We start from the raw sequence: 25,428 nt of genomic DNA, 5'->3' as shown, positions 1-25,428 counted from the left end.
GTACTCCTTCCACAGCGCGGCGCGCGCATTGAGCATGGCGTCGATCAGCTCACTGACCAGCGCATCGCCCGCGACCGCCTCGCGTACGGCTTGCGCAAAGCCGCCGCGCCCGACCCGGTTCAGCCGGATGCCAAACACTTTCAGCGAGTGCCGGATCGCATTCTCGAGGTCCACAAACTTGCGCTTCAGATTGCGCCGGTGCGTCAACAACAGCCGCAGCCGGTAGCAGGCCTCGCTCTTGATATGGGCGCGCCGGAACCAGCCGGTGCGCATGATGTGGGCAATCCCGAGCGCATCTGCCCGGTCGGTCTTGTTGCGCTGCGCCTTCAGCGCCGCGCGAACATGCAAAGTCTCCAGGCAGACCGCCGGCAGGCCAAGCCTGAGCAGCTCCGGATGCAGCCAGGGCGACAGCGATCCCGCCTCATGACCAAGGCGTCGCAAGCGGCCAAGATAGGGCGTCAGCGCCACCTTGATCGCGTCCGGATCGGTCACCACCGCCGTCTCCAGCATCACCTTGCCCGTCGCATCCACCACGCAGATCGCCGTCTCGTCCATGCCGACGTCCAAACCACAGAAGAATTCCATCACACGCCTCCCGCGTTGCTGAGCCGGTGCAGTGTGCGCAATATTCATCGCGCAGACCATCTGCTCCGCCGCCGCAAGTTCTGCAGGAGACCGATTACGGGCGGCCATCCCCGGCCTGCTCCTTCCGCCCGTGTCCTCATCACTTTCCAAAATGCGAGACCTTGCGATGGCATGCGAGGAGATGCGATTATCGTCATTGAGACTTCACCTCCCCGATCGCGGCACGAACAGGCCACTCGCATGGGGCAAAAGTTCAGTCGCGTGGGAATTCAGCGCGTCTTTCGATGAAGGCGTTTCGTGCAGAGCGGATGCCGAGCTCCGTTCGCGCGACCAGCGATAAAATCGCGGAACGAACAGCTTGGCTTGCTTCCAATTTGTGCCGTGACCAGGGACCGAAGTATCGCGCCAGCGCTGTATCATGCCGGTCAATGGCTCGAGTTTGTTCAGGTAGGCCAGGGTTTCTTCAGGCAGCGCGCGCCCCGTCGTCAGATGCTTCGCGTAGCGCTGGGGGCCTGCGTTGTAGGCAGCGAGAAATCCGTCCGAGCCGAACCGGTCCAGCATCTCTCGCAGGTAGGCGGCCCCCGCGAAAATGTTGTCATGGGGGTCGAAGGGGTCGATGCCTAGATTGTAGCGGGCGCTCAGGTCGACCCACGTCCCTGGCATGATTTGCATCAAGCCCAGGGCACCTCGAGATGACACGGCGTGCGCTTTGCCACTGCTTTCGACCTGGATCACGGCACAAACCAATTGCACGGGAACTGCAAACCGGCGGGACGCCTCGGCAATGAAGGCCGCATATGGGACGAATTTGCCAAGGCACGTTGAGGGCGGAGCAGGCGCCTGCAATTCGGATTGGGCTCGACAGCTCCACGGCAATTCGACAGCTGCCAAAGCTGCCAGGAATGCCACGATGATACGGAAGGACGGACGGCATGCCCGCATCGCCTCGAGCGCAGCCTGGGAGAAGTCAACGTGCGGCCTTTGCAGCTGATCATCATCGGCGCGCCCGCATCTGCTGACGAGCTTGGCCGGGAAGGAGCAAGGGGATTGCGGTCCGCGGAAGCATGATGAAGCTGCAAGTCGATGAAGCAAGGCAAGCATGGTCATTCGTCCTTTGTCCACACTGGCAAGGCCTGGCCGATGACGGCGGAGGCCGCGATCGGCCCGAAATAGCGGCCGTCAAAAGAATCGGCCGATTCCCAGTTCATCAGAAAGATCTGGTCGGCCGTCAGGACGTGGCATCCTTGCCATGCGGGCAAAGGCCGCCCACGGCCATCGCGCTCGCGGGCCTCGCCCATCTCGATGCCGTCGACGAGGATAGTGAGTTCTCGTCTGCAGACGGTGTGCCCAGGGAGCGCCAACACCCGCTTGAGCATGGGAATGCCGAGCGGCAGATAGCCGTTCAAATCAAGGAACGACGCAAGCGGCTCAGGCGGGCGAACGGCTACGAGCGAGGTGACACGGAGACGCTCTACCGGCTGCAAGCGGTAAAGACCGATCGGCACGCTATGCGAAGCGTTCCAAATATACCATGGCGCTGTGCACCGGTCGGCGGAGAGCGCAAGAGCCGTGCCACCGCACATGGCAAGAAGTGTTATGAGCCGGCCCATCAGAGTGTCGCCCTTTGGCGCCGGAGCCACGCCTGGTGACGCGCACGGGTGTAGCTTCGCGGAGTTTCATTCACGGAAAGGCGATTGTGCGCGTGGTGCCAGTAGTCGGGCGCCGCGTCGGCAGGATCGATGCCCAGTGCTTCCACCGCGCCGATCAGCTGCAGGACACGTTCGACCTTCGGCCAACCTGACAATCTCAGCAGGCTCTCGCCGCCCGGACTGATCCAAGGCACGGTCGAGTAGCGTTGCCCCGGCGCGCACGCGCGCAGAATATCGATGCGTGACAGTACAGTTCCGAAGTCATTGGAGCTCCAGCGTACGAACGCAAAAATGCTGCCAGGCGCAAATGAAAGAACACGCCGGTGATGGTCGATGATCGTTTCCGATGTAGGCCGGCCGAACCGAATGCGGTTTTCGATGCGTTTCTCGAGCCACAGGAGCTCAACGGTCGTGAGATCATTCATATTGAAATTCCATATCGCAAGACGGCAGGCGCGGTGCTGAGACGTGGCGATCTGAAGTCCAGGACGAGGAGGCGTGATAGGCAAACGACAGGCGGGGCGAAGCACGACTGCTCCGCGCTCACGGCCGCGTCAGAACGCCAAGCGCGCCTTGGGAGGAGATAACGCTCCTGCAGGTCCAGGACTGCGAAGATCCATTTCCAGGAAGCAAGACGCAGCTCAGCCGCTGTCGTGCGGAGGTTGGCGCAGGCGGTAGGCTGACCGGACAGCCACGAACTCTGCCGCGACGTGGACTGGGGGTCCGTTAGAAGGAATCCGAAGGATTCCTGGTTAGGAAAGTTAGAGGAAGCGGAAGCTCGTCTGTGGCAAGGGCTTTTCCGCGATAGCGGTCCCTGATGGCACGCGTTTTCGGTCCCCGATGGCACGGTGGCGCTGGTCCCTGATAGCACGGCGGGATTCACAGGTTTTCCCCCGAGCCGGAGATAAGCCCGCGCTTGCGCAGCCGGTGGGTAAGCGGGTCGACCGGAGTGGGAGCGAAGTTCAGCCGTTCCGTCCCATTTGGGTCGTGCGAGATGACCAGTTCATATCCTGGCAATCTCTGCTGTCGAACGATCTGGCGCAGGTCGTATGCGAAGTGCTTGAGTGGCGATAGGCAGCCCGATTTGGCGTGGAGGTGCACAAGATCAAAGCTCCAGCCGCCCTTTTGGCGACCGCCGTGCTTGCGCACGAGGCGATAAAGCCAGCGCTCCAGTCCGCCAGTCAGATCGAAATATGCGCGGTCGATCGTCAGCACGAGCGCTTCGTTCAGAACACCCGTGTAGAACCAGTCTGGCAGGATCAGCTCGAGCCCGCGGGCGCGGCCGTGCATATCCGCCGTCTCTTTCCATTCGTTGATCCACGAGAACCGATGCTGCCGGCGCTCAGTCGGCTGGCGAATGGATGTCATCACAGTGGTCGATTGCAACCGGTCGAGCGCAGCCTTGAGGCGATCGTAGTCGCGCACGCTTGTGCCGCGTCCCACGAAGGTCAGGATCTCGTAAGGGGTGGCAGCCATCAACCGCGACGTCTTCAAACCCGCATCACGCGCCTGGATAATTTGCGAGGCGGCCCAGATCAGCACGTCCGCATCCCAGATGGTCGCCATGCCATGTTCCGGCACAGCTTCGACACGGATCTTGATTGTCCCGACCCCAAAATCGATGGGAACGGTCCGTTTCGACTTCGCCAGCGAAAAGAACGGATAAGCCATTAAGTCTTGCGCGTCGCGCGGCGCGAGATCACCGGGAAGAGCGCGAAACAGATCGAGCTGATCCCGTTCTGAGTTGCGCCGCGAGCGCGCAAAGGAGTTGCTGTCCGGCATGGGTCAGCGCCGCTCCTTGCCAGCGTAAGGGATGGGCGGGTGCCGCTTGGCGGGCAAGACCGTGCCAACCCCGGGATCGCTGGTCGACGTTTTGGCGCCGCGGTCCACCCATGCTTTCAGGTCTTCGAGCGCGTAGACGACGCGGCCGCCCAGCTTGCGGTAGGTCGGACCTGTGCCATAGGTGCGATGCTTTTCGAGGGTGCGGCCGGAGAGGCCAAGAAAGCGTGCCGCTTCTGGTGTGCGAAGATAGCGCTGCGGCGTGCCGGCGTTCGGGTCGGGCATCGGATCGCTCCCGTGATGTCATGGAGCGCGACGGAGTTTGATCGCGCGTCAAGGGACACCATGGAGGAGCGAACGCACGTGAGGGGATGCCGAACATTGTTAGGGCGATTTCGGCACCCCTCCTTTGCTTTCGCGCTGCGATCGGCAAAAGAGGAATGCAGGCTTGGTAGTCCAGCAATCGGCCGACGATTCTGCTGCGCAGCCAGGGACGTCTCAGTTGTTAGGCGTGGTGCGGGGGAGCTCGAAGCGCTCCGATGCGACGCAGGCGATCGGCGCGCATGAGGCGTAAGATCCAATCGCGGGCCGCCCGCCGGTGCAGTCAGCGGGAGGGCTAGAGGCGCCAAACCTGACCTGATTGCATCAGTTGTACGCTATGCAGATCTATCTCTGGCGGGATCTCGACCGAAACAATGAACGGTAGCCAGCGCGCACGATGAAGCGACCGGCTTTGACCAGGCGAATGGTACGGCTGCGCACGTCGTGGGTCTTCCAGCCGCGCTCGATGAGTCGCTTTTTGCCGAACATCACCTCCGCGATCGTTCGATAGGATGCGCCATCCTCATGCCCATCCCGCGCTCGCAGAGCCAGGCCGAGCCTTTTCCGCTGCTGGGCCGAAAGCCGGTGAAAGGCAGGTCCCGGCGGGCGGCCGTTCAACGTTCGCCATAAGCGATGCGCGGCGTGGGCGCGCGCGACGAATTCTCGTCAAGCGGCAATTCGGTGGCATATCCGGTGCCGAGGTGCGGGGCCTCACTGAGCCATAATCGATGCTGCGTGCCCTGGACCAGCAAGAGGGCATGCCAGCCGTCCGGTGCTTGCCTCATGGTGGCCGACGTGAGGTCAGCAAGCGGAAGTACTACGTCCGAACCTTGACGGCCGGACGCGCTCCGAACGACCGGCACCACCGTTGGCATCGCCTCGGGCGCCCAGAAGATGGTCTGCTCGTAGAAAGACCCTTGCGGGTCATGGGTGAAAGCAGCGCCAAATACGCGAATGCTTCCTATCCTGCGGATGGACATCCGCAAGCTTTTTGGAGCAAACACGCGTCGATTTCGGTTAGACCTGCGCCTGACCCAAGAGGCGGTGGCAGAGCGCATGGGTGTCGACCGCGCGTTCATCAATGGAGAGAGGGTTGCAAAACGTGACCCTGCTTACGATCTGGCAAGTCTCGCAGGCTCTGGAAGTTCGACCCGCCCAACTGGTCGAGGAGAAGGCGAGCAAAATTCGTGCGTGATTGTGCGCTCGACCGCATCTACTCCGGGCTGAACTCTCCAAGCGCGATTGACTCGATAGCCGGTCAATAAGGGCTGTGGGAGTGCCAAGTTGCCGTGGAAGCGATCACCAAGTGATGCTCAAGAAGATCCATGATGGTCGGAGAGAATTGACTTCTCAACTCGGATGGCCAAATCCTGCTATCTACCTGCGCCACCGCGCAACCAGATGACGGTAGCCGTGATCTGCCAGCCATCTAGCGCGCCTCAAATAGCTCTCGAATGCAGTTTGCGCCCGCATCGATTCTCGGTCCGGATCAAATGTGCAGCGCGATTCGGGCCACTTCCTTCCAGTCGGCGCCATCTGCCGCGGCGTCGAGAAGGCGCCAGTACGTCACCAGATGCTCCTCATCATAGGATGTGAGCGCTGGATCTGTGGGGGCGCAGGCGGCGACATGCGGCTCAAGGGGCGGTGTTTGCATGATAAATCTCGCAAGAATGACAATAGACGTGCGCAGGCACGGTTCCTCAGTTCAATGTGAAGAAGCAACTTGCGCCGATGGATATGCGCAAGTTGGTGGGTCGGAATTTTTTAAAACTGCGGAAGCAGAAAGGCTTCACGCAGGAGAAATTCTCAGAGGCGTCCGACTTCACGCAACAATATATCAGCGGATTGGAACAAGGTCGGCGCAATCCCACCGTGGTGACGCTGTTCGAACTCGCAACCACACTGGGTGTTAGCCACGTGAATCTTGTCTTGCCGGACCAGGAGTTCTCCAAGAGCGTCCTAAAGCACCGAAGAGGAAAAAAGATTGACCAGTAGAGCATCGTACCGCGGCGAGACGTTCCCCTGCGCCTGCAAGAAGCCTCGCACGAGCGGTTCGACGAGGTTTTTGTTCGAGCTCTGCTTGCCGGTTTTATGCGGTCGGACCTAAGGAGGGTGTAGCCTCCTGCCCTTACAATCCATCCGGCAATGCTCAAGCGTGAGTGAAGGGCTTCAAGATGATGGTCAAAACGGGACCGCGTAGACGCCGGACTTGCCATTCCGATTGTGCCTCCGCCCGATTAGACGCCCGATGCAAGGTCAGCAAAGCGTTAGCGCCGCAGCGGTGACTTATGAGGTTGAGGCGCTCGGTCCCCGGGCTCCGCAAAGCCCCTCGCTGCCCCAAGAGCAAGCTGTCTACGATACCGGCATTGACCAGACCAAAATAGATATCGGTACCCACGAGAGGTGATGTGAGAACCGCTCCAATGGAACAGCAGCGTGATCATCTTGCCGCCTTAGGCTGGAAAAGAAGCCCCGCCCGATCAACTCAGGCGGGGCTTTGGACCGAGCCTCACTCCCCGTTCTTGCGCGGGCGCGACCAGAGGAGCGTGTAGCCCTCTCCGCCTTCGTCATCGAACAGGTTCGCGTAGATCGGCGCGTTGAACGACGGGTCGTCAAGCTTGAGCGAGAGGTAATCGCGGCCCTCCTCGGAGCGCTTGGACCAGGCTGCCCCGATCTCCGCCCGGCCCACATAGATGCGGTGGCTGGGAGCGTTATCGTTGGAGCGGTTGGTCTCGGCGACGATGCGGACGCCCCTGGCCTGCAAACTCAGGGTGACGATCTCGCCCTGGAAATCGTTGCCGACTTTCTTGAAAGAACCGATGTTAGCCATGTCACTTCTCCTGTTGTGTTTCGAGCCCGCGACCACCGCGGCCTCGATGGCGATCTAAAGGCCGAAGACGATCGGCGACGCACCCGCTAGCAGGCCGGAGCGCAGCGGAGGACGCCGTTGGAGCGACTTTCTTGTCTCGCGAGGAATGGGCGCAAGCCCAGGGGAAGAAAGTCGCATCAACGGCGTTGCGGCTCAGACGATCGAGGCGCAGCCGCTCTTGGGCCAGATCGAGCCATCAAGGAGGCCACGTGCGTCCGCGCGCTGAACCGCAATCCTAAGGAGATGAGTGGCAAATTTCGGTTGTTCTGAGCAAGAGGTCGGGACGGGCCGGCGCAGAAGGAGAAACAATCTGCCGCAAAGGGCGGTATCGTCTCCCGCAGGAATGATCGAGCGCGGCGCGCCCCACCCAGCTATGCGAGCCAGACAGAGATTGGTGGGCCTTGCATAAAGGCTTCGAAGGGAGACGCGGTTGCCTTTCGCTCGAGCTCGACGCCGTCTCGTTCAACCTGGTCTCTGTGCGAGCTTGCTCGACCTGATGACGACGAAGCCTCATCGCTCGAGCGTGGCGGCTGGAAGAATTGGTCGAGGTGTATTCTCCACCACCCCGGCCGAGTGAGACGGTGGGGGGCCTCGCGAAGCGGTCAAACGCGCCCATGCCGTGCCGCCGATGCAAAGCGCACCTACGCAAGCGAAGGCCTCCCGCCAGCTCGGCGAACGCACCCCGATCTGGGACAGGGCAAACACCACATGGTAGCCGGCGATTGCCGCGGGACCGCGAAGACGGTTGCGACCGGGACGCGCAAGGTCAAGGACCGATTAACCGCGAGAGTGAGCTGACCAGCGGCAAGCGTCAGCGCGCCAGAAGCAATTCCGATAAGCAGTGCGCCGAAGAGGCCCGCGCCATCGCGAAAATGCCGATATTCCGACACTGAGCGCGACGAAAAACGGCAAGGCATAGAGCGCCAGCGCAAGGATCAGCCAGCAGAACAAACCGATGCCGAGCGTGTTGAGGGCAAGCCCAAGGGCGAGCATGGTGGTGGCTCCAATGCACAGAGGTATTGGTCGCGCCTCCACCACCACCGCGGCGCGGCTTCGGACCGAAAATCGGAAGTAGGCGGAGTTGCGGCGCGCAACTCCGTCTTCGTCGTCTTCCAGGCGAGTAGACGGCGCTCATGAGCCGCCGAACTTCCAAACGGGAATACCGAGCCGCTTCGCCTTGTCAGCGACATTGTCCTGAATTCCCGTGCCCGGAAAATGCATGACGCCGATCGGCAGGAGTTCGAGCATCGCGTCGTTGCGCTTGAATGGCGCCGCCTTGGCGTGTTTCGTCCAGTCCGGCTTGAAAGCGATCTGTGGGACCTTGCGATTGGTCGCCCATTTGGAGGCGATCAGTTCGGCGCCCTTGGGAGAGCCGCCATGCAGGAGGACCATGTCCGGGTGCTTGGCATGAACCTTGTCGAGGCGATCCCAGATGAGGTTGTGGTCATTGAAGTCGAGCCCGCCGGTGAGTGCGATTTTCGGCCCGGGTGGCAACAAGACCTCGGTTTCGGCGCGGCGTTTGGCGGCAATGAAGTCGCGGGAGTCGATCATCGCTGCGGTGAACGTGCGGTGGTTGACCAATGATCCCGATCGCGGGCGCCAGGATGCGCCGGTGTTGACCTCAAATTGTTCGATGGCCTGGTCACGGAAGAGTTCCAGGCAGTTGCGGCGTTCGATCAGCGTGACGCCTTCGGCGGTCAGGCGCTCGAGTTCGACCGATCGCACCTCGGACCCGTTCTGCTCGCGTTGGCTCTTGTGCTGCGCTTGTTCGTTGTTATCGAGCTGCCTTTCGACGCGCTCGACGGCACGATGGAACAGGTTGACGGTCGACCAGAGCAGATCGTCAAGGTCCGGCTCAAGCCGGGTGTCGCTCAAGGTCGCGACCAGGGCGTCGAAGATATCGGCGACGGCGCCGCCAACCATCTTGCCCTCTGGGAGCGGTCTTGGATCGGGCTGGTCGTCGAAGGGGTGATAGCCGAAGAGCTGGAGTTCGGTGATGACTTGGTCGGTCGGAGAAGAGTTGTGCAGCGGTTCGACGTCGTCATGGTCGGTCATGGGAAGAGGTCCTTTGCCGGATCGGCCGCGACTATCGCCGCCTTCGTGGCGATCCTCTGACGGCGGCCGAAGCGTGCCAGAACCCGAAAGGGCCGAAGCGGCAGCGGAGGATGGCGGAGGCCGGCTATTTTGCTTCGCGATGCAAAGCGCGCGGCGAACCCAATGATGTGTCTTCACATCACTGGCGCGCGGCGGAAAATAGCCGGCCGTAGCCATTGCCGGCGCGCTCCGCCTGCCGTCCGATCGCTCTCTAGAAGGCCGAGGTCGCGTCCTCTTCCGGTATTGGCCTCGCCTATGACTGGCCGATCGACGTCGATCAAGGACCGGAAGCTATTCCGCGGGTACAGTCGAGGGATGCAGGAAGCGAACGACGTCCTCTGGCACGAGCTGGAGCTGCAACGCTGCTTGGAGAGCATGGACACCGAAGACATGCAGATCTTCGTTGAAGTCGCCCAGCCGGGGCGACAGCGTGACCGCTTCAATGCCGGCGTCCGCTGCGCGCTGGCTGAGGGTCGCCTGCACCGCATCGCCAGCGGCATCGACATCGCGGGCGATGTAGAGCCGGCGCAGCCCGGTCGGAAGAACCATGGCGGAGAGATGATTGGCCGAGAGCGCAGCCAGCATTGGCATGATCGGCAACACGTAACGTAGCGACAGCATGGTTTCGATTCCCTCGCCGGCAGCGAGCACGTCGTCCAGCACGCCGAAGCGAACCGCGTTCCCCAGGAGATCGCCCATCGCGCGTCGCGGCGTATCGATCGGAGCTTTGCCCAGCCGAATGCGATCAAAGCCGTCAGGGTCGAGCCAGGTGCGATGCACGCCAGTGATCCTGCCTTCGAGATCCGTGACGCAGGCGATCATCGCCGGCCAGGTCTCGGCTGGCAGGTGTTCGTCGGGCCGATAATAGCAGCGCGGATGGAAACGCAGGCTGCCACCATGGTGCAGGTGGGCGATCCCGCGACGCTGCAAATATGTCTCGGCCAGCGTCCCCTCGATCGGTTGCGATCTCATAAAGAGCCGTCTTGCCGCGTCTTGCGATCCGGCCGGTCCTAACGGACGAACGGGTTTCGGGACGAGTTCCGGTTCAGTACGAGCCAGCCTCAGAAAGCGCCTCGCCTCCTCTGCGACCTCCCGGAAATCGCGCAAGCCGCAGGTTTCACGGATGACGTCGAGGAGATCGCCATGTTCCCCGGTTGCGGCGTCAGTCCATTTTCCGGCGGAGCCTTTCCGTGAGTCCTGGAGCCGCACGAACAGTGAGCGCCCTGGGGCGTTGTGGACATCGCCGACCAGCCAGTACCGCCCCTCCCTCTTTCCATTGGAGAGATAGTGTCGGCACACCGCCTCGGCCTCGCGCGCGAGGCGGCGTGCTAATTCGCAAGGCTTGCTGAACATCAGGCGGCCTCCCGCTCACTGATGCGCGTGATCGGATAGGGGTCGAGCACTTTCGACAGGACCTCCACACCGCTCGCAACCGTACGCACGAACAACCGCCCGCACACGAGGCTTTGCAGCAGCGTGCGATGCGCGATGCTTTCGGCGAGCTGCTCGATGGAAATGCCCGCCTGCACATGCCGGACGTTGGACGGGCAGAGGACCAGCTTGCTGAACGGAATGTCACGCGAGGGGGAGAGCGCGACTGTTTGGACAGCCTTCGTCATATCGATTCTCCACGACGGGCAGCCGGGAGTCTCTCTCGGCTTCCAACCCGTCGCGGAAAACGACCCTGCCCTCTCACTCTCGTCGCCGCGGCCACCGGGTAGAGCCTCACGCCGCCTGCTGGTCCTCCGGCTTATCGGCGGCGGGCTCTGGCAGAAAGCCGAGGAGATAGTCGGCGACCTTGCTGGCCTGGGAAGCGGCCCGGATAATTGCACGATTGTCCTCGCGCAGCACTTCCAGCCACGAGCCAATATAGTCGGCGTGTCGTACCGTCGGCACAATACCGAGCGAGGCGCAACCGAACGCCGACGCGATTTCCGCAACCAACTCCTCAAAGGCATACTTCCTGGTCCCAAAGCTGCCCGACGAGTCGCGGTTGAGACGTGACGGATGGCCGCTGGCATGCGCCAGCTCGTGGAGGGCCGTTCGGTGCCAATTGATCGGTTCGAAATAAGCTTGCGGTGGGGGCACCTGCACATAATCTTCTGTCGGCACATAGAAGGCGCGGTTACCACCAATGCGGAAGTCGATGCCGGTCGCCTTGATCAGGTATTCGACCTGCGGCTCAATCAGTCCTGGCGGCGGGGGCGGCGCTGTTGTTGCGATCTCCGGGGGCAGGCCGTCGCATTGATCGCTGTTGAAGACTGTGAAGCGCTTGAGGAACGCAATGGCCTGCGCTTCCTCACCGTTCTCGCTCGCGCGCCGCTTTTCGTCGACTGGCACAAAGCGATCGGCATAGACGACGGTCGTGCCGCGCTCGCCCTTGCGGACATGGCCACCGAGCGCCAGCGCTTGGCGGAATGTAAGCCAGCTCTGAGCGGTGAACGCGCGCTCAGTGGCGGCCCCCCAGAGGATTAGAATGTTGATGCCGCTATATTGGCGGCCGGTCGCGGCACTCTTCGGTAAGGCCAAAGGCGCCTGCGGCGCCGCCGAGCCCCAAGGCTGCACCCACGGCACGCGGCCCGCCTCCAGTTCGGTGATGATCTTGTTGGTAATGTCGTCATAAAGGCTCGTCCGGTCCTCACCGGTGCTCGCCCGAAGATAATGTCTGGACATCGCAGATCTCCGCGACGGGCACCGCGAGCCTCTCTCGCAGCCTGTAACCCGTCACGGCAAAACCGCGCGAACTCTTACTCTCAGTCTCTAATTCAGAATGCGACATTTGCGACCCGGTCCGCCTTCCGTCCCAAGCTTTCAGGACTAGATACTGAGATGTCTGGGGCCGCAGGCCCGACCGGGCGTGCGCCAAGAGCGCATCGCCTCGACGGGAAATGGCACCCGGAGAGCGTGAGCATAGCGACCCAAAGGGGCACGCGGGTCCGAGTGCAGCGACGAGACCGGTTCAATAGTGGCACCCGGGAACGGGGCAGTGATAGCGATCGCCGCAGGGGGGCCCCTTTTCCGAGTGCCCCGGCGAGGAGCTCCGCAGCTCTTGCGCGAGGGATCGAAGCCGGACGGCCGAGACGCAAAGCGGCTCGGTTCAACGAGAGCCCGATGCGGCGGAAGCCGCACGCGCACAAGCGGAAGAACTCCACCAGGGCTTAAGTCGGAGGACCAAGATTTCCTCGCGCGCATTGGTCTGCGCGTCGTCGATCCTGATCTGAAGCATGGAAAAAAACGCTTCTTTAGTTCTTCCACCTGCCCTGGCGCCGTCTCTGGTTGCAAATTCAGCGTTGAGCCGGCCGTCCACTTCAAGCGCGTAACCAGAGGCCGGCAATTCACCGGTGGCTGCAACCATTTCATTCGCGTTGTGCAGTGAGGGGATTGGAAATGATGGGTAGCGTGAGCAGCCCAAACGGCGCCAGAGCCACCTGCCCAAGTGCCGTGATTGGCTAACGCCCCTTCTGGATTGGTGCCTTGCAGGGATCGCATAAAGGATGGGCATTTGCATCGTCCGAACAGGCGGACGGCTTTCCACTTGCGCGGATGCATGCACGATAGAGCCACGGCTCGACGTAGCTGCCCTTCCAGAGTCCTCGGCCCGCGCGCTCAGCCTCGCGCTGAGCTTCGTGATACCTGCCCTTCGAGTATTGGGGCCAATCCAGCGCAAGACCGTTGCGTACAAGCCAATCACCGAGATCCTTGCCTGCGACCGAGCAGGTCGCGACCGTGCGGCCATACGGGTCGAGGCTGACTAGAACACAATTGACGGCACTGCGGCCAATGAAGACGTCAAGGTCGTTCGCCGCCTGAGCACCACACCGATATTGTAAGCTGTCGTCGCCACGGCACAGCTGGCTGCTCTCCGGCGCATCGATGCCCCAGAGCCGGATGCGCACTCCATGTATTTCCAATGTGTCGCCGTCGATAACACTGGCCTGGCTGACAAAATCGTCGGCCAACGCTACGCTCGACAGAATGGCGATAATCAATGCGACAGAGGTTCGACGCATTCCAATGACCTTCTAGCTACCGCAAATCTCGCGGATTGGATTTCGGCCAGTTCGCGAGTGGCTACAGCGCTGGCAGGTTCGCAGGCCGCTCGGGATAGTGAAACTCCGCAAGGAGGCCGAGGACAAACCTGACCATAAGGCTGAGTGGAACTACATGTCTCCAGTTCCGCGCGAACAAGAACCGAAGCCGGTTGCATCTGCGGCTCCTGCGAGGCGATCTATTTTCGATGACGTTGACCGCTAATCAGGCCGGGCTCATCGGTGCCGGCAAGAGGACCTCACCACCGATGTTCAAAACTTTTGGCTAAGCGAGCGATAGTAGCGGTACTGACCCGAGCCGGCTGGGTGCTCGAACTCAAAGCAGCTTGCGAAACTCTCAATCGCCTGCATCACCCCTTTCAAGGAAGGGGCAGTGAAGGCGTGGGTCTGACCAGTGGACCAGTGGGACAGGTAGTTGCTCACGATGGTCGCTACAGCGGTGCCGAGACCGGTGATCTGGGCAGGCTCCAACACCAGGCGGCGAGCAGCATCGTGGAGATCGACAGCTGCCTTGATGGCGTCGATCAGGTTCTTTGCCATATGTTTGTCGTCATTAAAAGCAATGGCAATCGGTACGGGTACGCCGACCTTTGAGATGACTTCCTCGAGTTTGAACTCCAGATACTGCCTGATCCGCGGAGCAGCATCGTCCGTATTACCGGTGTCGAGAAAGGCGTGGGTTGCATCGCGGACTTTGTGGATCGCACCCGACTGCGGCAGGACGGCCGTCCGCGCGGTGCCCTGGATGCATTGATGCCACCACTCTCCCTCATTCGCGTTAGTGTTGAACAGCTTTTCGAGAACGGTGTCATGGCTCAGCAGAACCACCTGTGGACCGCTGGGGACGCCGGGGCGGGCAAATTGTCCTTTGATCACGTTCATCAAATGAAACTGGTGCCCGGAATCGAGGCTCGATGTTACATCATCGAGAATGAGAAACTTGGCCCCCGCCCCGTAGAGCGACGCCGCCGCCAAGTAGACGCTGATCGCAAAGGCGTTGCGATAGCTCTCGGAGAGAACGGCTTGAGCTGAAATGTCTGGCAGGGTCCAGAATTGTGCGAGGGAGATAGAGAGATCCTCGCTACCGACACGCTTCTTCAGTGCTGGCACGACATCGGTGAACATGATCGCCGCGAAGATGGTCCGCGTGACCGGTTCTATGGCGATGAGCCGACGCGCGCTTGTAGCGGATTCAGAGCTGGCGAACGATGAGCTCGCGGCGTCGAGAAAGGTCTTTACCCGGGCGATACGCGCAAGCTCCGCGCCGACGGCGGAATACACCTTCATGGCGGCGCGCAAGTCCGACAGATTCGTCTGAAGACGACGTGCGGCTTCAGCCTTTTCGACAACGGCCGTGAGTTTGTCGGGCAAGCTCTTCTCCAGAGCCATCTTGCTATCCGTGAGCTCTGCGACCTTCGCGTCGGCGCGATCGGTCAGCGTCTTCAGCCATTCAGTAACGGCACGTGCACGCGTGCCGTCGAGGGTTCCCTTGACGCCGATGTCCTTTGCCTCGGCAAGGTGGGCCACCTCTTCAGGTCGGCGACCCAACCGCTCCAGGTCTTCGAGTTGATTCCAGCCCCTTTCGGTCCACTCTTGAACCAGATTAGCCGAAGCCGCCTCAACCGCCTCGAAGTCGGCGAGTTTACGACGAACATGATTGAGAACCGAATTGGTGTCCAATCGGTCGCACGCCGGGCAGACGCACTTATCCGCCCAGGAGTCATCGGCAAGGATGGTTTCGCTGAGGCCGTAGAGCTGATGGAACAGATCCCCTTGGGTGACCTGCAGCGCAGTGTCGCGGGCGTCCGCTAGCTCGATCAAACGCCCGGCATCCTCTTCGCTTGGCGCGGTTTTCGCCGCGTCAATCCAACTCGTTTGATCGCGGAGGATTTTCGCGAGCTGTTCTCTTGCCTCACCACCCTCGGCGGTCTTTGCGGCATCGACGCAAGCCGACGGGTCGATCTCCTCGAACGTGCGACCCTCGCAAATCGGCCTAAGCAGCTCGACGCCATGAAGGGCGGAATGAGCCTTCGCGAGCATCGTCCTTTCGGCTTCCGCCGGATCATACTCGTCTGCGACGAGGGCCGTGTAGGCCTCCTTGATGTTGGCCCGGGCGCGCTGTGCGGTAACGGTCGCGCCGTTTTGAGTGGCCTCCTTGGCGGCCACGCCGAAGTGGTTGTTGAATGCCTTCGTGTTCGCAAGTGACGCAAGGCCCTGTCGCAAGGCGGAGTAACGCTTCAGACCGAGCAGTCCGGCAAACGATCGACCGCGCTTCTGCGGTGAAAAGTCGATGAAGTCCTGAAAGGTCTTTCCGTCAAGGAGGACGAACTCGCGATTGATATCGGCGAGAATGGCGTCTCCATCTGCGCCGTTGCTCGCCGAGACAGTCCGGGCGCCTGCGGCATCGCGCTGGACGGTTATGGTGACCTCCGCGCCACCGGCGGCCGGCTCCAAGGTCAGAGCGACGGTCCCGACGCCACCAGTATGGAAGCGGTTAAGATAGTAGGATGGTCCCTTTTCGGCTGCCGGTAGATCCTCCAACTTCGGAATTCGACCGGTAATCGCATAAACGATGGCATCGAAGATTGATGTCTTTCCGACCCCGTTGGGCGCGGAAATCGAGTTGACGCAATCCGGTTTGAGTTTGAGTACGAGCGGTGCGCCCTCGTTGTTGATGCCGCGAAACCCTTCGATGGAGACCCTTTGAAGATACCAACCGCTCATTGTGCGGCGCCTTCGCTGGAGAAAGGTTGTTCGGGCTCGACGGGCGCGGTCGCCGCATACAATGCGTCAAGCAGTTCGCCTTGATCGAATGGGATTTCTAGGCTGATCTTGGAGAGCGACGCAGACAAAACTCTTGCGAGAGCATCATCGACTGTCTTGAGTTCGCTCGTGAATGCAGAAATATTTTCATCGACTGTTTGAGTGTCATCGATCTCAAACGCAGTTAGCCTGTCCTTAGCCATTGTAGCCCCCCGGCGTCTATCCACTTTGGATATCTACTCGATTCCGGCATTCAGCCGCGTGATATAGGTCGGTTCTGAGGCGCGCTGCCGGCGCAGCGCCGCCACTCCACCCGATTATGATTGCTCGCGGTCAGTCCACCGGGCTCAGAATGCGCAGCATCTCACGGCGAAGGATGAGCGGCTGGCGCAAATTGCTCAATCGACATATCGTGCGTGACCACCTCCGCCTACCGGATCTGTGCAGTGCAAAGCGCTCGCTATAGTTCGCAGGCGTCAACCTCCTCGTCCGAGAACTTCTCGGACTCCAGCTCCAGCCTGTTCTTCGCCCCTTCCAGCTCCCCGATTATGAGGACGTAGTCTTCGAACGTGCTCGACGGGCCGATGTGCGTCTCGATCAACTGCCGCAGCTCGCCCGCGAACTGATACTTGCTGACGGTCATTCGCTCGACCATGCTGCAATCCCCGCCGCGCTTAAGCCCATCAGAGACGCAACAATAAGCACTAGACTAAGGTAAAGCAGAAGCTGAAAGATCAAGTCACCGTCGCGGTCCAACATCATATCTCCCAGCGGCGTTGCCCCATGTTCTGGCTGTGGCACGCTGACTTTGCCAGATCTTGCGCCTTTGTTCCCCAGACATTGTACGCAACGAACAGTCTCGATCAAATGAGAGTGTTGTCTCGGCATCACATTTGCGTCGTTTCAGCATTACATTGGAGCACTTCAGACAATCGATCAATCCAATAAGTCCCGTGATCGCGCCCAAATGCTGTTGGATCTCCGGCTTCTTCGGTGGATTTCAACGCCTCTGCTGTTGGCGACCTGCGGTCAGCACTGGTCCTGCTTCGTGATCGTGCCGGAAGCCCCGCGGCGGCAGCAAGATCAAAAATCTGATGCGGACTGACATCAGGAACTGCGAGCCATCAAGCCGGCTTGCGCTACCGACATGGTCCGTCACTCCCAAGCTTCATTGGTCAATTCCCGGGAAGTCACGGACTTCATTAACGCAAGCGTGCTTTGTACCGGAGACCGTCTTTCGGCCTTCTTTCTGAGATGATGAGAATCGCTACCGAGGAGGAGCGCGAGTCCGAACTCGAAAAGCGCGCCTTCAAACCAGCGCATCGGCTGCATCGCCGATTGCAGCGTAGATTTCGTCGAGATCTGCCGCGGTGACGCAATAGGGCGGCATCACGTAGATGGTATTGCCGAGCGGGCGCAGCAGCAGATTTCGGTCGTTAAAGAAAGCCTGAAGCGTCGGACCGATGTCCGCCAAATAGCCGCCATCGCCGGTTTTCAAATCAAGCGCTGTGATGGTCCCGGAACGACGAACGTTTTCAAAGCGCGCGTCGGCGCGGAATGGCTCAATTGCCCGTTCTTGCATGGCGGCGAGCGAAGCGGCGCGCTCGCGGGAGTCCCGATGCCACCAAAGATCCAGGTTCGCTTTTGCAGCGGCACAGGCTACCGGATTCGCCGTATATGAACTCGAATGATAGAACGTACGCATACGATCTTTCGAATAATGCGCGTCGAAAATGTGCGCACTGCAGAGCGTAACCGCGAGTGGGAGCGCCCCTCCCGTGAGACCTTTCGAATAGCAAGCGATATCGGGCGTGACATTGGCCTGCTCGCAAGCAAATAGCGAACCGGTGCGGCCCCAGCCCGTCATGACCTCGTCGGCAATGAACAGGACGTCCGACGCCTCGCAGATCCGCTTCATCGCTGTTAGCACCCAGGCTGGGTACATCAGCATCCCGCCCGCCCCCAATATCAGAGGCTCCACAAGAAAGGCGGCTGGCATTTCGTTTCGACACGCGGACTCGAGCGCAGCGAGTGTCGCCTGCTCACGACCGCTCGCTGGGAACGGGATCGAGGTAACATCGAACAGCAGCGGCCCGTACGCCGCGTTGAACACACCTCTGGCACCAACGGACATCGCCCCAACCGTATCGCCGTGGTAGGAGTGTTGCATTACGACAATGCGTCTTCGCTGCTGACCGATATTATGCCAATACCCGAGTGCCATCTTCAAGGCGACTTCGACACTGGTGGAGCCGCTGTCGGAGAAGAAGACATAGTCGAGACCACGGGGTGCGACTTTCAACAGTTGCGCAGCAAGCTCCTCAGCCGGATCGTGGGTATAGCCGGCAAAGATGATCTGATTGAGCTTACCGGCTTGTTCCTGAATGGCGCTTACAATATGGGGATGGCAATGACCATGCGTTACGACCCACCAGGATGAGATTGCATCGATAATACGGCGCCCATCTGCGGTGTGGAGATAAGCACCATCAGCACGCACGACCTTTGTCATTTCGCCTTGAAGCGCGTGTTGCGTGAACGGATGCCAGATTGGCGACTTTGTCGTCGGCATCACGGCTCGAAATCATCAGCACGGAATGAGGCTTGGAAGGCGGCCTGCAGCGTGTCTGCCGTGAGGGGAGAAAGCCATGGCAATCGCCCTAGCCAGCGCACCCGCCCCATCTCGCGAATTGCAACCTGAGTCTCAGCATTTCTTTCGCCAATGAAGGCCATCCCAAGAATGCGGATCTCACGCTTTCGGAGAGCCTCTATCGACAGCAGCGAGTGATTGATGGTGCCCAGCGCTGTGCTTGCGCAAAGCACCACTGGAAGCCGCCATCGCTCGAAGACATCAATGTAGAGTGTGTCGCCGCTCAGCGGCACCATCAGCCCGCCCGCGCCCTCGATCACCAATGGCCGCTCCCCGGTATCGGGCACATCGAGCAAATCCGCCTCGATGCGAACTCCGTCAAGTTCGGCAGAATGATGGGGAGAAGCGGGGGTCCGAAGGCGGTAGCGTTCCGGCAGGATGCGATCGGCCGAGAGGCCGCCAAGACAAGAGACGACCTCGGTATCGGTTTCTCCCTCGAGGCCAGCCTGAATCGGCTTCCAATAGTCCGCTCCGAGGAGATTGGCGAGCCCCGCGGAAAACACCGTCTTTCCAATTCCGGTACCTGTGCCCGTTACGATGATTTTGGCACTCATTGAAGCTCGCCTTTCGTCTCCTCGATCAAGGCATCGAGCATTGCACGCACGTCGTCCTCCTTCACGTTAAGCGTCACTGAAATTCGCAACCGGGCGGTGCCCGCCGGGACGGTTGGCGGCCTGATTCCGCGGATATCGAACCCGCGAGCCTGCAATGCAGAGGCGAGCCGCATCGTGCGCGCATTGTCGCCTACGATGCATGGTACGATCTGCGAATCCGAAGGACTTTTCCAGCCGCGCTCTCTCATCTCCCGATGCGAGAACGCGACCAGCTTGGTGAGACGCTGCTGTCGCTCGGGTTCCTGCTGCAGGATCAGAATCGCCTCCCTCACGGCGACAGCCATCAGCGGCGACGGCGCGGTCGCGAAGATGAATGGACGGCAACGATTGACCATAAAGTCTCGCAGCACGCCGGACGCAGTGACGAGCGCGCCGGCCGCGCCCAGCGCCTTGCCGCAGGTATGAACGACCAGCAGATTTTCGCGTCCCTCATAGGGCGCGGTGAGTCCTCGTCCCTGCTCGCCGTAAACGCCTGTTGCGTGGGCCTCATCTACCATCAGGAACGCATCATGCCGGTCGGCGAGCGCGATCATATCCTTGAGAGGCGCAAAGTCGCCGTCCATGCTGTAGAGACTTTCGACGACGATCCAAATGCGGCCCATTCCGCCACCGGCCCGCCAGTCACGAATCGCGCTTTCGACCGACTCCGGATCGTTATGCGCGCTTGTCCGAAAGTCGGCCCGGCCAGCTCGCGCGCCTTCATGAATACTCGCGTGCACCAGAGCATCAAGAACGAGAAAATCGCCTCGCTGCGGCAGCGTTGTCAGGACGGCGAAATTTGCGACATAACCGCCGCCAAAAAAAAGCGCTGTCTCCGCCCCAAAGAAACTTGCAGCTTCTGCTTCGAGACGTTCGTGCTCCTCGCAATTGCCGCGCAAAAGCCGCGACCCGCCGGCACCGATCGGTGTACCGGCCTCGATCGCGTCCAAGACAGCCTTTTTCATGCGCGGCGCGCTCGCCAGCGCGAGATAGTCGTTCGACGCGAAATCAATGCCCGCGCGCGGCTTGAGGCCGCGCAGCCGGTCGTCTTCTTTCAGGGCATCCAAGGCTGCGACATAATCGGCAACTTTGGTCGCATGGATTGGATTCATTCTTCACTCGGACAGTATGATTGGTGTCTCAAGGGTTCTGATGGCAGGGAAGAACTTCGGGCCCGCGGCTTCAGCTTGGCAAGATGCGATTGTCTCGGTCGACCAGCACAACGTGCGGCTTGAACGTTTTTGCGTCGGCTTCGTCAAAGGAGGCATATGCAACGATAATAACTTTGTCTCCGGGCATGGCGAGACGGGCAGCCGCACCATTCAGACCTATGATACCTGACCCTGTAGGCGCTTCGATCACATAGGTGGCAAACCGCGCTCCAGTGTCGATGTTGTAGATTTCAACGCGTTCGTTGATCAAGAATCCCGCAGCATTCAGCAGCGCACGGTCAATCGAAATCGAACCTTCATAGTGCAGGTCGGCTTCGGTGACCGAGGCGCGATGGATTTTGCCTTTCATCAACGTAATCTGCATTTCTCGCCCAAGCTGGATTTGTGCGCGGCGCGCGCTGCTCTGATTGATTCAGGCCAGGCTGGACGCGATGCCGAGCCGGTCCAGCAAGTTCGTGTCGCGATCGCGCTGCGGGTTCTTCGTGGTCAAGAGCGTGTCGCCGATGAAGATCGAATTCGCGCCGGCAAAAAAGCACAGCGCCTGCAGTTCATCGGTCATATACTGCCGTCCAGCGGACAACCGCACGACGCTCTTCGGCATCATGATCCGAGTGGTCGCCACCAGGCGGACCAGCGCAAAGGGTTCGGGACGCTCCGCGGTGTCGTTGACCGGCACGCCCTCGACCTCGTTCCACATGTTGATTGGAACGCTCTCCGGATGGCTGGGGAGATTGGCGAGCAGCACGAGCATGCCAAGACGGTCCTCGACGCGCTCGCCCATGCCGATAATGCCGCCGCTGCACACCTTGATGCCGGCCTCTCGAACATGTGCGAGTGTGTCGATGCGATCCTGCAAAGTACGGGTGCTGATGATCTTGCCGTAGAACTCCGGCGAGGTGTCGACGTTGTGATTGTAGAAGTCGAGTCCAGCCTCAAAGAGCTGTACGGCCTGGTTCGGAGTCAACATGCCGAGCGTGACGCAGGTTTCCATTCCAAGACCTTTGACCGCGCTAACCATATCGCAGACCTGATCGAGATCGCGGTGTTTTGGACTGCGCCAGGCCGCGGCCATGCAGAAGCGGCTCGCGCCGGCATCTTTGGCGCCCTGTGCGCTAGCGACCACATCGGCGCAATCCATCAGGCGGGTCGCTTTCAGACCGGTCTGGTAATGCGCGCTCTGCGAGCAGTAGCCGCAATCTTCCGGACAGCCGCCCGTCTTGATGCTGAGCAGGCTTGCGGTTTCGACGTGGTTTGGATCGAAGTTGTCGCGATGAACGCTCTGCGCCCGAAACATCAGGTCGGCAAACGGCAGGCTGTAGAGCGCTTGGGCCTCGGCGCGCTCCCAGTTACTGCGCACGTGTGCGCCGTTTCTACTGTCGTTCCGCTCTACTCTCCCAGAGGCAATCATTAAGGCTTGCGTTCCCATCCATGATTGATCATAGATAATACCCGCGATTATCTATGATCGTTGATCTTCGTCTTGATGCTAACCCACGCCGCCTGCGAACGCACCCGCTTTTTTGATAGATAATCTATGATGACCGACGGCGAGAGTACGACCGTTGCCTGGCGCATTGCCGAGTCAATCGGAGAGCGCATAATCAGCGGCGCGATCCCGCCAGATGCCCCGCTGCGGCAGGATCATGTCGCGCGGGAGTTCAACTCGAGCCACGTCCCGGTACGCGAGGCTTTTCGGCAATTGGAGGCGCAACATCTTGTCGTTGCTGTGCCCCGTCGCGGCGTTCGGGTTGCCCCGCTTGATACCACTTCAGTGAAAGAGATCGCCGAGATGCGTGCCGCGCTCGAAGTGGTCGCATTGCGCAATGCGGCGCCAAAGTTCACATCGACCCATTTGGCACGAATTGAGCTCGCTCTGATTGAAGGAGACAATGCCCAGACGATTCAGGATTTTGAGATGGCCAACCGCGCCTTTCACCAGGCGCTGGTGGCGCCGTGCGCGATGCCGCGCCTGCTCGCCAGTCTCGACGGACTACAGCTTGCAAATTCGCGATTGGTGTTCGCGATGGCGCGCAATGCTGGGGGGCGACCGCGATCCAATCAGGATCACCGCCTGATTCTGCAGGCACTGCGAGCGCGCAACGTCGATCAAGCCTGCAACCTGCTCGCACGCCACATTCAAACGATTGAGCGCCTTGCCCTTCCCGCGTCGTGACCAGAATGAGATTGGCGGGCTCCGCTTCAGACCGCAGGCCATCGCAAGAGTGTCAAACCCCTCTGTGTTTGCCGCGCGAGGCGGCATGTGGCGCTAGCGTTGCAGCGGGCTCGATTCCAAGATAGCTATGCGACCTGCTCGCGATTTTAACCTATGGCCAATCATGATCCGTCACATTGTCTTGTTTACCGCCAAAGATAAGGCCCATATCGACCAAATGATCGAAGGCCTATCGCTTCTCACCAGGATCTCGCATGCCCGGCGGCTCGAGATTGCTCGCAATCGCAAGGCCGACCAGTTCGGCAACGATATCGACGTCGTGGTCTACGGTGAGTTCGACAACGAGACGGAGCTCGCAGCCTACAAAGCGCATGAGCTCTACCAGGAATCGATCAGGCGAGCACGACCACTGCGCGAGCTGCGCCTCGCGGCCGACTATGACGTATCAACAGATGCGCGTTTCGTCTCAGCGGCAGGCGTAGTCCAACTTAGTCCGCGCATCGTATCCCCCGACGGGGCTTAGTCTGACAGTCAATCTCGAGAGCTTGCGGCGCTCCGACCAGCGTCGCTCTCATTGTGGTCGAGATCATAATCGAAGCGTGTCTAACAGCACGCCAGTCAGCGGTGACTCATAGGCGATGCACGTCCGTGAACTACAGTGGATTGAGCCTATCAAAGCGGTGCAATGTCTCGCGCATCGACCGCACCTCTCGTTTCTCGATAGCGCAGCAACGCATGAGTTGCTCGGGCGTTACTCATATGTGACCTGCGATCCATTCAGCACCTACATAGTCGCGGGTGGACGGGCGAGTTGCAACGGCGAAGATATCGATGGCGATCCATGGGAAGTTCTTCGCACTCTTCTCGCCAACTATCCGCAAGAGCATCGTCCCGATCTCCCGCCATTTCAGGCAGGCGCGGCTGGCTTCTTCGCTTACGATTTGAACAGGACGCTGGAGCGATTGCCGGCGCCGGCAATTCCCGGTCAGCGTTTACCCCATTCCATTCTGCATCTTTACGACGTGGTCGTCAGCTACGACCACCGGAACAACAGATGCTGGATCGTCTCGACCGGATGGCCGGAGCAGGATCCCGCACGTCGCGGCGAGCGCGCACGTCGTCGAGCCGATGAGTTCGCAGCCCTGCTTGCCAACCCAAAGTCGCCGCGGATCGTGCTCCCCGGCACAGCGGGTGCATGGAATTCAAACTTCAGCCGAGAAGCATACATTACGGCGGTACAGCGCGTCATCGACTTGATTCTGGCCGGAGACCTCTTCCAAGCCAACATTGCGCAGCGCTTCACGGCCAGGCTGTCGACTATATTCGATCCGCTCACCTTCTATCGTCAACTGCGGTCATTGAACCCGGCACCCTTTGGGGCCCTCCTACGGTACGGAAAGCTGACCATCGCATCGAGCTCGCCTGAGCGATTCCTGAAGCTCGACGGAACAAAGGTCGAAACACGACCGATCAAAGGCACGATCGCGCGTTCGGCTGATTCCAACGAAGACCAGCGCCGGGCTAACGTGCTCGCTGCGTCCGAAAAGGATCGTGCCGAGAACATTATGATTGTCGACCTCCTGCGCAACGATCTATCACGTGTTTGCACTCCACATTCAGTCCACGTTCCAGCCCTGTGCGATCTCGAGTCCTATGCCTCAGTGCATCACCTCGTCTCAATCGTTACGGGTACACTTGCGGGAGACGAAGATGCGGTTACGCTACTGCGAGCTTGCTTTCCTGGTGGCTCCATTACGGGGGCGCCAAAGGTGCGAGCGATGCAGATAATTACTGAAATCGAGCGTGTGGCGCGCGAGGTCTATTGCGGGGCGATCGGTTTCATCGGCTTCAACGGGCAGATGGACACGAACATCGCGATCCGCACTGTGACGATCGACGATGATATGGCGGTGTTTCATGCAGGCAGCGGTATAACGGCGATGTCGGACCCGGCGGCAGAATACGAGGAGACGCTTGCCAAGGCGCAGCGAATCTTTGACGCATTTCGTGCTGAAACATCCGGTGCACTTTGATTGTCATCATCGACAACTACGACTCCTTCGTCTTCAACATTGCCCGCTATTTCCAGGAGCTTGGTGAAGCAACGGAAGTCTTCCGGAACGACGTGGTCAGCGTCAGCGACCTCATTGACCTCAAGCCGTGCGCAGTGGTCATCTCCCCCGGTCCGTGCACTCCAATTGAGGCCGGAGTATCTACGGCCGTCGTCCGTGAACTTTCGGGTCGCGTTCCAATTATCGGCATCTGCCTCGGACACCAGTGTATTGGGAGCGTATTCGGCGGACGGGTGGCGCGTGCACGTTGCCCTATGCACGGTCGGTCCTCGTATGTAACGCATGACGGCCGAGGGCTATTCAGGGAGCTACCGTCGCCACTTTCCGTTGGCCGCTACCATTCTCTTGTTGTTGAGCTCGATGAGTCATGCGCACCGAATCTTACGGTGAGAGCGCGTTCCGACGAGGGCGAGATCATGGCCCTCGCACATCGTTATCACCCAACTTTTGGTGTGCAGTTCCACCCGGAATCGATCCTTACCCAAGACGGGCACGTGGTGCTTAAAAACTTCTTGCGACTCGCAGAGACTTATCGCTCGCAGCAGGATAAGACGACAACGAGAGCTGGTCCCGGTTGTCTGAACAGAATCTCCGCCTCGATAAGTGGAGCGTCTGCCGGGGTTAGGCCGCCAAGCGGAATGGCGGCTGGTTGAAGTAGG

General features: G+C 60.3%; 27 protein-coding genes and 2 pseudogenes. 5 read left to right on the top strand and 24 right to left on the bottom strand.

Going from position 1 to position 25,428, the window contains the following annotated elements; all coding sequences use genetic code 11:
• From IVB48_RS23775 to IVB48_RS41415, 9 genes are all read right to left on the bottom strand, one after another.
• On the bottom strand, nt 1-585 hold a 585-nt coding region (locus IVB48_RS23775), incomplete at its 3' end, for a transposase (protein ID WP_247403516.1).
• 204 nt (nt 586-789) lie between these two features.
• Nucleotides 790-1,692 carry a lytic transglycosylase domain-containing protein gene (locus IVB48_RS23770; RefSeq protein ID WP_247282171.1) on the bottom strand — a complete coding sequence of 301 codons (903 nt, stop codon included), beginning with the start codon at nt 1,690-1,692 and terminating at the stop codon, nt 790-792.
• Nucleotides 1,689-2,195, bottom strand: a complete 507-nt coding sequence (locus tag IVB48_RS23765; protein WP_247282172.1) for a S26 family signal peptidase — start codon at nt 2,193-2,195, stop codon at nt 1,689-1,691. The genes IVB48_RS23770 and IVB48_RS23765 overlap by 4 nt, the downstream gene beginning before the upstream one ends.
• The gene (locus tag IVB48_RS23760) at nt 2,195-2,659 is read right to left on the bottom strand and encodes a DUF2840 domain-containing protein (RefSeq protein ID WP_247403508.1); all 465 of its coding nucleotides are present in this window, start codon (nt 2,657-2,659) and stop codon (nt 2,195-2,197) included. The genes IVB48_RS23765 and IVB48_RS23760 overlap by 1 nt, the downstream gene beginning before the upstream one ends.
• A 454-nt stretch (nt 2,660-3,113) precedes the next feature.
• On the bottom strand, nt 3,114-4,016 hold the full coding sequence (locus tag IVB48_RS23755) for a replication initiator protein A (RefSeq protein ID WP_247282174.1): 903 nt from the start codon (nt 4,014-4,016) through the stop codon (nt 3,114-3,116).
• A 3-nt stretch (nt 4,017-4,019) separates the two neighbouring features.
• Nucleotides 4,020-4,298, bottom strand: a complete 279-nt coding sequence (locus IVB48_RS23750; protein ID WP_247282175.1) for a helix-turn-helix domain-containing protein — start codon at nt 4,296-4,298, stop codon at nt 4,020-4,022.
• Nucleotides 4,299-4,679: 381 nt separating this feature from the next.
• Nucleotides 4,680-4,952 (bottom strand): DUF2285 domain-containing protein, encoded by a 273-nt coding sequence (locus IVB48_RS23745; RefSeq protein ID WP_247282176.1) that lies wholly within the window; start codon nt 4,950-4,952, stop codon nt 4,680-4,682.
• Nucleotides 4,949-5,314, bottom strand: a complete 366-nt coding sequence (locus tag IVB48_RS23740; RefSeq protein ID WP_247282177.1) for a hypothetical protein — start codon at nt 5,312-5,314, stop codon at nt 4,949-4,951. The genes IVB48_RS23745 and IVB48_RS23740 overlap by 4 nt, the downstream gene beginning before the upstream one ends.
• Before the next feature lie 509 nt (nt 5,315-5,823).
• Nucleotides 5,824-5,988, bottom strand: a complete 165-nt coding sequence (locus IVB48_RS41415; protein ID WP_346015294.1) for a hypothetical protein — start codon at nt 5,986-5,988, stop codon at nt 5,824-5,826.
• Nucleotides 5,989-6,044: 56 nt separating this feature from the next.
• On the opposite strand from IVB48_RS41415, the gene IVB48_RS23730 reads away from it, so the two are divergent.
• On the top strand, nt 6,045-6,329 hold the full coding sequence (locus tag IVB48_RS23730; RefSeq protein ID WP_346659013.1) for a helix-turn-helix transcriptional regulator: 285 nt from the start codon (nt 6,045-6,047) through the stop codon (nt 6,327-6,329).
• A gap of 514 nt (nt 6,330-6,843) precedes the next feature.
• Here the strand turns inward: IVB48_RS23730 and IVB48_RS23725 are convergent.
• From IVB48_RS23725 to bioB, 15 genes and pseudogenes are all read right to left on the bottom strand, one after another.
• Nucleotides 6,844-7,164 (bottom strand): DUF736 domain-containing protein, encoded by a 321-nt coding sequence (locus IVB48_RS23725; RefSeq protein WP_018458991.1) that lies wholly within the window; start codon nt 7,162-7,164, stop codon nt 6,844-6,846.
• Nucleotides 7,165-8,334: 1,170 nt separating this feature from the next.
• On the bottom strand, nt 8,335-9,258 hold the full coding sequence (locus IVB48_RS23715) for a DUF2493 domain-containing protein (protein WP_247403505.1): 924 nt from the start codon (nt 9,256-9,258) through the stop codon (nt 8,335-8,337).
• A gap of 330 nt (nt 9,259-9,588) precedes the next feature.
• On the bottom strand, nt 9,589-10,650 hold the full coding sequence (locus IVB48_RS23710) for a toprim domain-containing protein (RefSeq protein WP_247282178.1): 1,062 nt from the start codon (nt 10,648-10,650) through the stop codon (nt 9,589-9,591).
• A gap of 107 nt (nt 10,651-10,757) precedes the next feature.
• Nucleotides 10,758-10,916 (bottom strand): annotated as a pseudogene (locus IVB48_RS41410) (DNA-binding protein); the annotation flags it as partial.
• 106 nt (nt 10,917-11,022) lie between these two features.
• On the bottom strand, nt 11,023-11,970 hold the full coding sequence (locus IVB48_RS23700; protein ID WP_247403500.1) for a zincin-like metallopeptidase domain-containing protein: 948 nt from the start codon (nt 11,968-11,970) through the stop codon (nt 11,023-11,025).
• A 424-nt stretch (nt 11,971-12,394) separates the two neighbouring features.
• Nucleotides 12,395-12,652 carry a hypothetical protein gene (locus IVB48_RS23695; protein WP_247403498.1) on the bottom strand — a complete coding sequence of 86 codons (258 nt, stop codon included), beginning with the start codon at nt 12,650-12,652 and terminating at the stop codon, nt 12,395-12,397.
• A gap of 94 nt (nt 12,653-12,746) precedes the next feature.
• On the bottom strand, nt 12,747-13,307 hold the full coding sequence (locus IVB48_RS23690) for a thermonuclease family protein (RefSeq protein WP_247403496.1): 561 nt from the start codon (nt 13,305-13,307) through the stop codon (nt 12,747-12,749).
• 291 nt (nt 13,308-13,598) lie between these two features.
• Nucleotides 13,599-16,070, bottom strand: a complete 2,472-nt coding sequence (locus IVB48_RS23685) for an ATP-binding protein (RefSeq protein ID WP_247403494.1) — start codon at nt 16,068-16,070, stop codon at nt 13,599-13,601.
• The gene (locus tag IVB48_RS23680; RefSeq protein WP_247403490.1) at nt 16,067-16,312 is read right to left on the bottom strand and encodes a hypothetical protein; all 246 of its coding nucleotides are present in this window, start codon (nt 16,310-16,312) and stop codon (nt 16,067-16,069) included. Before IVB48_RS23680 ends, IVB48_RS23685 begins: the two co-directional genes overlap by 4 nt.
• A gap of 257 nt (nt 16,313-16,569) precedes the next feature.
• Nucleotides 16,570-16,764 carry a hypothetical protein gene (locus IVB48_RS23675; protein ID WP_247282183.1) on the bottom strand — a complete coding sequence of 65 codons (195 nt, stop codon included), beginning with the start codon at nt 16,762-16,764 and terminating at the stop codon, nt 16,570-16,572.
• A gap of 654 nt (nt 16,765-17,418) precedes the next feature.
• Nucleotides 17,419-18,681, bottom strand: a complete 1,263-nt coding sequence (locus tag IVB48_RS23670) for an adenosylmethionine--8-amino-7-oxononanoate transaminase (protein ID WP_247403486.1) — start codon at nt 18,679-18,681, stop codon at nt 17,419-17,421.
• The gene (gene bioD, locus IVB48_RS23665) at nt 18,681-19,313 is read right to left on the bottom strand and encodes a dethiobiotin synthase (protein WP_247403482.1); all 633 of its coding nucleotides are present in this window, start codon (nt 19,311-19,313) and stop codon (nt 18,681-18,683) included. The genes IVB48_RS23670 and bioD overlap by 1 nt, the downstream gene beginning before the upstream one ends.
• A complete protein-coding gene (locus IVB48_RS23660) occupies nt 19,310-20,464 on the bottom strand; it encodes an 8-amino-7-oxononanoate synthase (protein WP_247403479.1) in 1,155 nt (384 codons plus the stop codon). The genes bioD and IVB48_RS23660 overlap by 4 nt, the downstream gene beginning before the upstream one ends.
• 70 nt (nt 20,465-20,534) lie before the next feature.
• Entirely contained in the window at nt 20,535-20,888 is a 354-nt protein-coding gene (gene panD, locus IVB48_RS23655) for an aspartate 1-decarboxylase (protein ID WP_247403476.1), read from the bottom strand.
• Between the two features lie 48 nt (nt 20,889-20,936).
• Nucleotides 20,937-21,932 (bottom strand): biotin synthase BioB, encoded by a 996-nt coding sequence (gene bioB / locus IVB48_RS23650; RefSeq protein WP_247403510.1) that lies wholly within the window; start codon nt 21,930-21,932, stop codon nt 20,937-20,939.
• Between the two features lie 126 nt (nt 21,933-22,058).
• Here bioB and IVB48_RS23645 point away from each other — a divergent pair, with 126 nt between their 5' ends.
• From IVB48_RS23645 to IVB48_RS23630, 4 genes and pseudogenes are all read left to right on the top strand, one after another.
• Nucleotides 22,059-22,697: a GntR family transcriptional regulator gene (locus tag IVB48_RS23645; protein WP_247399141.1), complete on the top strand. Its 639-nt coding sequence runs from the start codon at nt 22,059-22,061 to the stop codon at nt 22,695-22,697.
• 163 nt (nt 22,698-22,860) lie between these two features.
• Nucleotides 22,861-23,220, top strand: coding sequence for a Dabb family protein (locus tag IVB48_RS23640; protein ID WP_247403473.1), 360 nt, complete (start codon nt 22,861-22,863; stop codon nt 23,218-23,220).
• Between the two features lie 115 nt (nt 23,221-23,335).
• Nucleotides 23,336-24,730: an aminodeoxychorismate synthase component I gene (gene pabB, locus IVB48_RS23635; protein WP_247403470.1), complete on the top strand. Its 1,395-nt coding sequence runs from the start codon at nt 23,336-23,338 to the stop codon at nt 24,728-24,730.
• Nucleotides 24,727-25,308: pseudogene (locus IVB48_RS23630) on the top strand (aminodeoxychorismate/anthranilate synthase component II); the annotation flags it as partial. The gene pabB and the pseudogene IVB48_RS23630, both read left to right, overlap by 4 nt.
• Nucleotides 25,309-25,428 lie beyond the last annotated feature (120 nt).

The organism is Bradyrhizobium sp. 76, assembly GCF_023073025.1.
Taxonomy (GTDB): domain Bacteria; phylum Pseudomonadota; class Alphaproteobacteria; order Rhizobiales; family Xanthobacteraceae; genus Bradyrhizobium.
This window is presented reverse-complemented; position numbering and strand designations above follow the sequence as displayed.

Bases quoted from the DNA above. Each gene is read 5' to 3' on its own strand.
- IVB48_RS23740 (WP_247282177.1), bottom strand. From the start codon at position 5,314: ATGTCCATCCGCAGGATAGGAAGCATTCGCGTATTTGGCGCTGCTTTC.
- pabB (WP_247403470.1), top strand. From the start codon at position 23,336: ATGCACGTCCGTGAACTACAGTGGATTGAGCCTATCAAAGCGGTGCAA.
- IVB48_RS23695 (WP_247403498.1), bottom strand. From the start codon at position 12,652: ATGGTTGCAGCCACCGGTGAATTGCCGGCCTCTGGTTACGCGCTTGAA.
- IVB48_RS23690 (WP_247403496.1), bottom strand. From the start codon at position 13,307: ATGCGTCGAACCTCTGTCGCATTGATTATCGCCATTCTGTCGAGCGTA.
- bioD (WP_247403482.1), bottom strand. From the start codon at position 19,313: ATGAGTGCCAAAATCATCGTAACGGGCACAGGTACCGGAATTGGAAAG.
- IVB48_RS23670 (WP_247403486.1), bottom strand. From the start codon at position 18,681: ATGCCGACGACAAAGTCGCCAATCTGGCATCCGTTCACGCAACACGCG.
- IVB48_RS23710 (WP_247282178.1), bottom strand. From the start codon at position 10,650: ATGTTCAGCAAGCCTTGCGAATTAGCACGCCGCCTCGCGCGCGAGGCC.
- IVB48_RS23675 (WP_247282183.1), bottom strand. From the start codon at position 16,764: ATGGTCGAGCGAATGACCGTCAGCAAGTATCAGTTCGCGGGCGAGCTG.
- IVB48_RS23770 (WP_247282171.1), bottom strand. From the start codon at position 1,692: ATGACCATGCTTGCCTTGCTTCATCGACTTGCAGCTTCATCATGCTTC.
- bioB (WP_247403510.1), bottom strand. From the start codon at position 21,932: ATGATTGCCTCTGGGAGAGTAGAGCGGAACGACAGTAGAAACGGCGCA.
- IVB48_RS23750 (WP_247282175.1), bottom strand. From the start codon at position 4,298: ATGCCCGACCCGAACGCCGGCACGCCGCAGCGCTATCTTCGCACACCA.
- IVB48_RS23660 (WP_247403479.1), bottom strand. From the start codon at position 20,464: ATGAATCCAATCCATGCGACCAAAGTTGCCGATTATGTCGCAGCCTTG.
- IVB48_RS23765 (WP_247282172.1), bottom strand. From the start codon at position 2,195: ATGGGCCGGCTCATAACACTTCTTGCCATGTGCGGTGGCACGGCTCTT.
- IVB48_RS23715 (WP_247403505.1), bottom strand. From the start codon at position 9,258: ATGACCGACCATGACGACGTCGAACCGCTGCACAACTCTTCTCCGACC.
- panD (WP_247403476.1), bottom strand. From the start codon at position 20,888: ATGCAGATTACGTTGATGAAAGGCAAAATCCATCGCGCCTCGGTCACC.
- IVB48_RS23755 (WP_247282174.1), bottom strand. From the start codon at position 4,016: ATGCCGGACAGCAACTCCTTTGCGCGCTCGCGGCGCAACTCAGAACGG.
- IVB48_RS41415 (WP_346015294.1), bottom strand. From the start codon at position 5,988: ATGCAAACACCGCCCCTTGAGCCGCATGTCGCCGCCTGCGCCCCCACA.
- IVB48_RS23685 (WP_247403494.1), bottom strand. From the start codon at position 16,070: ATGAGCGGTTGGTATCTTCAAAGGGTCTCCATCGAAGGGTTTCGCGGC.
- IVB48_RS23645 (WP_247399141.1), top strand. From the start codon at position 22,059: ATGATGACCGACGGCGAGAGTACGACCGTTGCCTGGCGCATTGCCGAG.
- IVB48_RS23640 (WP_247403473.1), top strand. From the start codon at position 22,861: ATGATCCGTCACATTGTCTTGTTTACCGCCAAAGATAAGGCCCATATC.
- IVB48_RS23725 (WP_018458991.1), bottom strand. From the start codon at position 7,164: ATGGCTAACATCGGTTCTTTCAAGAAAGTCGGCAACGATTTCCAGGGC.
- IVB48_RS23760 (WP_247403508.1), bottom strand. From the start codon at position 2,659: ATGAATGATCTCACGACCGTTGAGCTCCTGTGGCTCGAGAAACGCATC.
- IVB48_RS23680 (WP_247403490.1), bottom strand. From the start codon at position 16,312: ATGGCTAAGGACAGGCTAACTGCGTTTGAGATCGATGACACTCAAACA.
- IVB48_RS23700 (WP_247403500.1), bottom strand. From the start codon at position 11,970: ATGTCCAGACATTATCTTCGGGCGAGCACCGGTGAGGACCGGACGAGC.